An 8,205-nucleotide genomic window follows, 5' to 3' on the forward strand; every position below is an offset into this window, starting at 1 on the left:
TAGTGACGCTGAAATTAGAAGCGGTAGTGCGAGAAAGCCTTGTTGGCTTCAGCCATACGGTGCACGTCTTCACGCTTCTTAACTGCAGCACCTTTACCTTCGGCGGCGTCCATCAGTTCGCCAGCCAAACGCAGAGCCATAGACTTCTCGCCGCGCTTGCGCGCGAAGTCTACCAGCCAACGCATTGCCAGAGCATTACGACGGGATGGGCGAACTTCGACCGGAACCTGGTAAGTAGCACCGCCTACACGGCGCGACTTCACTTCGACCAGCGGAGCGATGGCGTCGAGTGCTTTTTCGAAGAGTTCCAGGGGATCGGTACCAGCCTTACGAGCCTTGACTGTGTCCAGGGCTCCGTAAACGATACGTTCGGCAACGGCTTTTTTGCCGCTTTCCATTACGTGGTTCATGAACTTGGCGAGAATCTGCGATCCGTACTTCGGATCGTCCAGAATCTCACGTTTTGCTGCTACGCGACGTCTTGGCATGATAAGCCCTCAAACGGTCTTCAGGTTCGCTCGGGACAGCGCATTAAATGCATCGCCCGACCTTACTCTTATCGACACAATAAAATTTATGAACGACTGCAAGACGACCGAATTACTTCGGACGCTTGGTACCGTATTTCGAACGACCCTGGTTACGACCTTTAACACCGGAGGTATCCAACGAACCGCGAACGGTGTGGTAACGAACACCTGGCAAGTCTTTTACACGGCCGCCACGAATCAGGACGACGCTGTGCTCTTGCAGGTTGTGGCCTTCACCGCCGATGTACGAGGAAACCTCGAACCCGTTGGTCAGACGCACGCGGCATACTTTACGCAGTGCCGAGTTAGGTTTTTTCGGCGTAGTAGTGTACACGCGAGTGCACACGCCACGACGTTGCGGGCAGTTCTGCAGCGCAGGCACGTCGGATTTCTCGACGATACGCTTACGCGGCTGACGTACCAGCTGGTTGATAGTTGCCATCTACTAGCTCCACTGTTGTCTTGCGACGCTATTGTCTTACAAGAAAAGCAAAATGGCAGGACATACGTCCCGCCAGATTTAGGGGTACAAGAGTCTAAAGAGGATCCCGCCCCCAGTCAAGGCAAAGCCCCGACCTCAATGCCCACCCGTTTACAGTAAATTGCCTGTCGGTTTAGGTGGACACAGATTCAGGGCCCTACTCTCAATTACTGCTTGAGTTCAACGCTTCGGTCAGCGCAGCTTCGACTTCGCTCGCACTCACACGCAGCGGTTTGTCAGCATCACGGCGACGCTTACGCTCGCTGTGATATGCCAGACCGGTACCGGCCGGAATCAGACGACCCACAACCACGTTTTCTTTCAAACCGCGCAGATAATCGCGCTTGCCGGTTACCGCCGCCTCGGTCAGAACGCGAGTGGTCTCCTGGAAGGAAGCCGCCGAGATGAACGATTCGGTGGACAACGATGCCTTGGTGATACCTAGCAGCACACGAGTGAATTTCGCAATGAATTTCTCGTCCTGTGCCAGACGCTCGTTCTCAACCAATACATGCGTCAACTCCATCTGGTCGCCCTTGATGAAGGTAGAGTCGCCCGACTCGCTGATCTCGACCTTGCGCAACATCTGACGAAGGATCGTTTCGATGTGCTTGTCGTTGATCTTCACGCCTTGCAGGCGGTAAACGTCCTGAATCTCGTTGACGATGTATTTCGCCAGAGCGCTGACACCCAGCAAACGCAAGATGTCGTGCGGATCGCTAGGGCCGTCGGAGATAACCTCACCGCGGTTCACCTGCTCACCTTCGAAGACGTTCAGGTGACGCCATTTTGGAATCAGCTCTTCGTACGGATCGCTACCGTCGTTCGGAGTGATCACCAGACGACGCTTGCCCTTGGTCTCTTTGCCAAAGGCGATCGTACCGCTGACTTCCGCCAGGATCGATGCTTCCTTCGGGCGACGCGCTTCGAACAAGTCGGCAACGCGCGGCAGACCGCCGGTGATGTCACGGGTCTTGGAAGTCTCTTGCGGGATACGGGCGATAACATCACCTACGCCCACTTGAGCACCGTCCGCGACACCGACCAGGGCGTTCGCCGGCAGGAAGTACTGAGCCGGTACGTCAGTACCTGGCAACAGCAGATCCTTGCCATCGATACCTACCATCTTCACAGCAGGGCGAATATCTTTGCCTGCCGCAGGGCGATCTTTGGCATCCAGTACTTCGATGTTGGTCAGACCGGTCAGTTCGTCCGTCTGGCGCTTGATCGTAATACCCTCTTCCATGCCCACGTACGTCACGGTACCTTTCATTTCGGTAACGATCGGGTGAGTGTGCGGGTCCCACTTGGCCACGATAGAGCCAGCGTCGACCTTGTCGCCTTCCTTCACCGAGATCACTGCACCATAAGGGAGCTTGTAACGCTCGCGCTCACGACCGAACTCATCGGCGATCGCCAGCTCACCGGAACGCGATACCGCGACCAGGGCGCCGTCGAGACGCTCAACATGCTTCAGGTTGTGCAGGCGGACGATACCCCCGTTCTTCACCTGAACACTGTCGGCTGCGGAAGTACGGCTTGCCGCACCACCGATGTGGAACGTACGCATGGTCAGTTGGGTACCCGGCTCACCGATCGACTGAGCAGCAATAACGCCGACAGCTTCACCAATGTTCACCTGGTGACCACGAGCCAGATCGCGACCGTAGCACTTGGCGCAGATCCCGTGACGTGTTTCACAGCTGATTGGCGAGCGCACGATCACTTCGTCGATGCTGTTCAGCTCGATGAATTCGACCCACTTCTCGTCGACCAGGGTGCCGGCCGGAACGATGACGTCTTCGGTACCAGGCTTGAACACATCACGCGCAATTACACGACCCAGTACACGCTCACCCAGAGGCTCGACGACGTCGCCGCCTTCGATGTGCGGAGTCATCAGCAGGCCCTGTTCGGTACCGCAGTCGACTTCGGTCACTACCAGATCCTGCGCCACGTCTACCAGACGACGGGTCAGGTAACCGGAGTTCGCAGTTTTCAAGGCGGTATCCGCCAGACCTTTACGAGCACCGTGAGTCGAGATGAAGTACTGGAGTACGCTCAAGCCTTCTCGGAAGTTCGCAGTGATCGGCGTCTCGATGATCGAGCCGTCCGGCTTGGCCATCAAGCCACGCATACCGGCCAGCTGACGAATCTGTGCTGCGGAACCCCGCGCACCGGAGTCGGCCATCATGTACATCGAGTTGAACGACTCTTGATCCACGGTATCGCCATGACGGTCGACAACCTTCTCTTTCGAGAGGTTGGACATCATCGCCTTGGACACTTCGTCGTTGGCCTTGGACCAGAGGTCGATCACCTTGTTGTACTTCTCGCCCTGGGTTACCAGGCCGGATGCGTACTGACTTTCGATCTCTTTAACTTCTTCAGTAGCGGCGTCGATGATGCGAGCTTTCTCATCCGGGATAACGAAGTCGTTAACGCCGATGGAAACACCCGAGATCGTCGAGTAGGCAAAACCGGTGTACATCAGCTGGTCAGCGAAGATCACGGTCTCTTTCAGACCAACCACGCGGTAGCACTGGTTGATCAGCTTAGAAATCGCCTTTTTCTTCATTGGCTGGTTGACCACGTCGTAAGACAGGCCAGCCGGAACCACCTGGAACAGCAACGCACGGCCGACAGTGGTGTCGACGATACGAGTATTGGTAACACTGCCGCCATCACGATCGTTCACGGTTTCGTTGATACGAACCTTGATTTTCGCGTGCAGTGCAGCTTCGCCGGCGCGGAACACGCGGTCGACTTCCTGCAGATCCGCGAAGATACGGCCTTCGCCCTTGGCGTTGATCGCTTCACGGGTCATGTAGTACAGACCCAATACAACGTCCTGCGACGGAACGATGATTGGCTCACCGTTGGCTGGCGACAGAATGTTGTTGGTCGACATCATCAGCGCGCGCGCTTCGAGCTGGGCTTCCAGCGTCAGCGGTACGTGAACGGCCATTTGGTCACCGTCGAAGTCGGCGTTGTATGCCGCACAAACCAGCGGATGCAGCTGTATTGCCTTACCTTCGATCAACACCGGTTCAAACGCCTGGATACCGAGACGGTGAAGGGTAGGTGCCCGGTTGAGCAACACTGGGTGTTCGCGAATCACTTCGGCGAGAACGTCCCAGACCTCTGGCAGCTCACGTTCGACCATCTTCTTGGCAGCCTTGATGGTGGTCGCCAGGCCACGCATTTCCAGCTTGCCGAAAATGAACGGCTTGAACAGCTCGAGAGCCATCTTCTTCGGCAGACCGCATTGGTGCAGACGCAGGGTCGGACCTACGGTAATTACCGAACGACCCGAGTAGTCAACGCGCTTACCGAGCAAGTTCTGACGGAAGCGACCTTGTTTACCCTTGATCATGTCAGCCAGGGATTTCAAAGGACGCTTGTTGGAACCGGTAATTGCGCGACCGCGACGACCGTTATCGAGCAGCGCATCCACAGCTTCCTGCAGCATACGTTTTTCGTTGCGCACGATGATGTCCGGAGCGGACAGATCCAGCAGGCGCTTCAAACGGTTGTTACGGTTGATCACCCGGCGATACAGATCGTTGAGGTCGGAAGTCGCGAAACGACCGCCATCCAGTGGGACCAGTGGACGCAGATCTGGCGGCAGAACCGGCAGAACGGTCAACACCATCCACTCAGGCAGGTTGCCGGAACCCTGAAAGGCTTCCATCAACTTCAAGCGCTTGGACAGCTTCTTGATCTTGGTTTCGGAGTTGGTTTGCGGAATTTCTTCGCGCAGACGCCCAATCTCGTGCTCCAGATCGATAGCGTGCAGTAGTTCGCGCACAGCCTCGGCGCCCATACGGGCGTCGAAGTCATCACCGAACTCTTCGAGGGCTTCGAAGTACTGCTCGTCGTTCAGCAGCTGACCTTTTTCAAGGGTGGTCATGCCTGGATCGATAACGACATAGCTCTCGAAGTAGAGAACGCGTTCGATATCACGCAGGGTCATGTCCATCAGCAAGCCGATACGGGACGGCAGCGATTTCAAGAACCAGATGTGGGCAACCGGCGATGCCAGTTCGATGTGAGCCATACGCTCACGACGGACCTTGGCCAGTGCAACTTCAACGCCGCACTTCTCGCAGATCACACCACGATGCTTCAAGCGCTTGTACTTACCGCACAGGCACTCGTAATCCTTTACCGGGCCAAAGATCTTGGCGCAGAACAGGCCGTCACGCTCAGGCTTGAACGTACGGTAGTTGATGGTTTCCGGCTTTTTAACTTCACCGAACGACCACGAACGGATCATCTCAGGCGATGCCAATCCGATACGGATGGCGTCGAACTCTTCGACTTGCCCCTGGTTTTTCAGCAAATTCAGTAGGTCTTTCAAGGCCTTTCCTCCTGGCGGAGCAGAGAGTGTTCATACCGACCCACTCTCGATTCGCGTCACGTGTTATTCGGTTTCCAGATCGATATCGATACCGAGCGAACGGATTTCTTTGATCAACACGTTGAAGGACTCGGGCATGCCCGGCTCCATACGGTGATCGCCGTCCACGATGTTTTTGTACATCTTGGTACGACCGTTCACATCGTCCGACTTCACTGTGAGCATTTCTTGCAGAGTGTATGCCGCGCCGTATGCTTCCAGCGCCCAGACCTCCATCTCCCCGAAACGCTGACCACCGAACTGCGCCTTACCACCCAGCGGCTGCTGGGTAACCAGGCTGTAAGAACCAGTGGAACGCGCATGCATCTTGTCGTCCACCAAGTGGTTCAGCTTCAGCATGTACATGTAGCCAACAGTTACCGGACGCTCGAATTTGTTGCCGGTGCGACCGTCGAACAGCTGCATCTGGCCACTGTCCGGCATATCCGCTAGGCGCAGCATGGCCTTGATTTCGCTTTCCTTGGCACCGTCGAATACCGGAGTTGCCATTGGAACGCCACCACGCAGGTTCTTCGCCAGATCCAGAACTTCCTGATCTGACAGGTCATCCAGGCTCTCCTGACGACCGCCGATCTCGTTGTAGATCTCGTTCAGGAACTTGCGCAATTCAACGACTTTACGCTGCTCTTCGAGCATGCGGTTGATCTTCTCGCCCAAACCTTTGGCTGCGAGGCCAAGGTGAGTTTCGAGGATCTGACCGACGTTCATACGCGAAGGTACACCCAACGGGTTGAGGACGATATCCACAGGCGTGCCATTGGCATCGTGCGGCATGTCTTCAACCGGCATGATCACGGAGACCACACCCTTGTTACCGTGGCGTCCGGCCATTTTGTCACCCGGCTGGATGCGACGACGAATGGCAAGGTAGACCTTGACAATTTTCAGCACGCCTGGAGCCAGGTCATCGCCCTGCTGCAGTTTGCGTTTCTTGTCTTCAAACTTGTCGTCCAGCAGACGGCGACGATCAACGATGTAAGCTTGAGCTCGCTCGAGTTGCTCATTCAGCGCGTCTTCGACCATGCGCAGCTTGAACCACTGGCCATGCTCGAGACCGTCGAGGACTTCGTCGGTGATTTCCTGGCCCTTCTTCAGGCCAGCACCACCTTCCACGGAACGACCAACCAGCGCGGAACGCAGACGTTCGAAGGTCGCGCCCTCGACAATGCGGAACTCTTCGTTCAGATCCTTGCGGATCTCGTCCAGCTGGCTCTTCTCAATGGACAGCGCACGGGCATCACGCTCAACGCCATCACGCGTGAAGACCTGCACGTCGATGACAGTACCCTTGGTACCGGTAGGTACGCGAAGGGAGGTGTCTTTAACGTCGCTGGCCTTCTCACCGAAGATTGCGCGCAGCAGCTTTTCTTCTGGAGTCAGTTGGGTCTCGCCTTTCGGAGTGACCTTACCTACCAGAATGTCGCCAGCGCCTACTTCAGCACCTACATAAACGATACCCGCCTCGTCCAGCTTGTTCAGCGCTGCTTCACCCACGTTAGGGATGTCAGCAGTGATTTCCTCTGGGCCCAGCTTGGTATCACGAGCCACACAGGTCAGTTCCTGGATGTGAATCGTGGTGAAGCGGTCTTCCTGAACAACACGCTCTGACAGGCAGATGGAGTCTTCGAAGTTGAAGCCGTTCCACGCCATGAACGCGATGCGCATGTTCTGACCTAGAGCCAGTTCACCCATATCGGTGGACGGACCGTCAGCCATGATATCGCTGCGCTGAACGCGATCGCCCTTGCTCACCAGCGGACGCTGGTTGATGCAGGTGTTCTGGTTGGAGCGGGTGTATTTGGTCAGGTTGTAGATGTCGACACCAGCTTCGCCTGGTTCAACTTCGTCATCAGCAACACGAACCACGATACGGCTGGCGTCAACGGAGTCGATTACGCCGCCACGACGAGCAACGACACAAACACCCGAATCACGCGCAACGTTGCGCTCCATGCCAGTACCCACCAGCGGCTTGTCAGCGCGCAGGGTCGGTACAGCTTGACGCTGCATGTTCGAACCCATCAACGCACGGTTGGCGTCGTCGTGCTCGAGGAACGGAATCAGCGATGCTGCTACCGAAACTACCTGCTTCGGCGAAACGTCCATCAACGTGACGTCTTCAGGCGCCTTGACGGTGAATTCGTTCAGATGACGCACGGCAACCAGTTCATCGATCAGTTGACCTTTGTCGTTCATGGCCGCCGAAGCCTGCGCGATCACGTGATCGGCTTCTTCGATTGCGGACAGGAAAACGATCTCGTCGGTCACCAGACCCTCTTTCACCACGCGATACGGACTTTCCAGGAAGCCGTACTGGTTGGTGCGGGCATAGGCGGCCAGCGAGTTGATCAGACCGATGTTCGGACCTTCCGGCGTTTCGATCGGGCAGACACGACCGTAGTGAGTCGGGTGTACGTCACGAACTTCGAAGCCTGCGCGCTCACGAGTCAGACCACCAGGGCCGAGAGCGGAAACGCGGCGCTTGTGGGTGATCTCGGACAGCGGATTGTTCTGGTCCATGAACTGCGACAACTGGCTGGAACCGAAGAACTCTTTGACCGCAGCAGCAACTGGCTTGGCGTTGATCAGGTCCTGAGGCATCAGGCCTTCGCTTTCTGCCATCGACAGACGCTCTTTGACCGCACGCTCAACACGCACCAGACCAACACGGAACTGGTTCTCGGCCATCTCGCCTACGCAGCGAACACGACGGTTACCCAGGTGGTCGATGTCATCGACAATGCCTTTGCCGTTACGGATATCAACCAACG

Annotated in this window: 4 protein-coding genes; all 4 read right to left on the reverse strand. The window is 56.4% G+C overall.

What is annotated here, in order from left to right; all coding sequences use genetic code 11:
• Positions 1 to 14: 14 nt before the first annotated feature.
• On the reverse strand, positions 15 to 488 hold the full coding sequence (rpsG, locus tag CE491_RS14015; RefSeq protein ID WP_110948920.1) for a 30S ribosomal protein S7: 474 nt from the start codon (positions 486 to 488) through the stop codon (positions 15 to 17).
• Between the two features lie 112 nt (positions 489 to 600).
• The gene (gene rpsL / locus CE491_RS14020; RefSeq protein WP_003186084.1) at positions 601 to 972 is read right to left on the reverse strand and encodes a 30S ribosomal protein S12; all 372 of its coding nucleotides are present in this window, start codon (positions 970 to 972) and stop codon (positions 601 to 603) included.
• A 202-nt stretch (positions 973 to 1,174) separates the two neighbouring features.
• Entirely contained in the window at positions 1,175 to 5,374 is a 4,200-nt protein-coding gene (gene rpoC, locus CE491_RS14025; protein WP_110948921.1) for a DNA-directed RNA polymerase subunit beta', read from the reverse strand.
• 63 nt (positions 5,375 to 5,437) lie between these two features.
• Positions 5,438 to 8,205, reverse strand: a 2,768-nt coding sequence (gene rpoB / locus CE491_RS14030) for a DNA-directed RNA polymerase subunit beta (protein WP_110948922.1), incomplete at its 5' end; no start/stop codon positions are given.

Origin of the sequence: Pseudomonas bohemica (assembly GCF_002934685.1) — a bacterium.
Classification (GTDB): Bacteria; Pseudomonadota; Gammaproteobacteria; order Pseudomonadales; family Pseudomonadaceae; genus Aquipseudomonas; species Aquipseudomonas bohemica.